This is a genomic window from Mycobacterium sp. UM_Kg1 (assembly GCF_000972925.1).
GTDB lineage: Bacteria > Actinomycetota > Actinomycetes > Mycobacteriales > Mycobacteriaceae > Mycobacterium > Mycobacterium hiberniae.
This window is the reverse complement of the sequence record NZ_JRMK01000348.1, coordinates 1-476: the sequence shown is the minus strand read 5'-3', so window position 1 is coordinate 476 and position 476 is coordinate 1. Positions and strand designations below refer to the sequence as shown.

1 pseudogene is annotated in these 476 nt (G+C 64.3%); it reads left to right on the top strand.

What is annotated here, in order from left to right:
* Positions 1-22 precede the first annotated feature (22 nt).
* Positions 23-476, top strand: a pseudogene (locus LI92_RS21485) (cellulase family glycosylhydrolase); the annotation flags it as partial.

Genomic DNA, 476 nt, shown 5'->3' with positions numbered 1-476 from the left:
GATCCTGCACGGCTTCGACCACGTGAACAAACTGGCGCCCTATGAGTTGTCAGCCAACGGATTCGGCGACGATGACGCGGCTTTCCTGGCCGCCAACGGCTTCAACAACGTTCAGCTGGGCCTGATCTGGGCCGCGGTCGAGCCGCAGCCCGGAGTCTACGACTACGACTATCTGGCCTCGATCGCCCAGACCGTGCAGACGCTGGCCAACCACGGTGTCACCAGCAACATCTACATGCACCAGGACCTCTACGGCACGACATTCGGTGGCGAGGGGGCCCCGGAGTGGGCGGTTCAGACCGGCGGGTTGCCCAACATCGACGTGGGCTTCCCGTGGAGCTACTTCGTCAACCCCGCGCAGAACCACGCCTGGGATGCCTTCTGGGGCAACGCCAAGGCGCCGGACGGTATCGGGCTGGAGACCCACCACGCGCAGATGCTGCAGGTGGTGGCCAACTACTTCAAAGACGACCCCG